Source organism: Pseudomonas sp. SB113 (genome assembly GCF_040754745.1).
GTDB lineage: Bacteria > Pseudomonadota > Gammaproteobacteria > Pseudomonadales > Pseudomonadaceae > Aquipseudomonas > Aquipseudomonas grimontii.
On the sequence record NZ_JBFMHW010000107.1, the window covers coordinates 1 to 519 of the forward strand.

The following is a 519-nucleotide window of genomic DNA, read 5'->3' on the forward strand; positions in this document are numbered from 1 at the left end:
TTGGCGTGCCGACGGTGAACGATTTAACGTCCGTCGGACTATCCACGTCGGTGGCGGACAGTTTGACCGCGATGCCTACGCTTGGGTCTTCAGCACCGGTCGCAGCAGTTTCCGCAGCCACCGGCGCGTCGTTGACCGCAGTCACGGTGATGGTGCCGTTGGCTGGCGCCGAAGTCAGCGGGCCGCCGTCGGTGGCGGTGTAGGTGAAGTCTGCGGTGCCGTGGAAGTTTTCGTTCGGTTTGAAGTAAACGGTCGCTTCGCCGTTGACTGCGTCAATGGAACCGGTCACCGGTTTGGTCATCGCCGCGTCGGTGTAGAAGGTGCCATTGGTTGGCGTGCCGACGGTGAACGATTTAACGTCCGTCGGACTATCCACGTCGGTGGCGGACAGTTTGACCGCGATGCCTACGCTTGGGTCTTCAGCACCGGTCGCAGCAGTTTCCGCAGCCACCGGCGCATCGTTGACCGCAGTCACGGTGATGGTGCCGTTGGCTGGCGCCGAAGTCAGCGGGCCGCCGT

General features: G+C 63.0%; 1 protein-coding gene. It reads right to left on the reverse strand.

All coding sequences use genetic code 11. The features are described 5' to 3' along the window. Nucleotides 1-519: Ig-like domain-containing protein (locus tag AB1462_RS31675; protein WP_367249021.1), on the reverse strand; the 519-nt coding region annotated here is incomplete at both ends.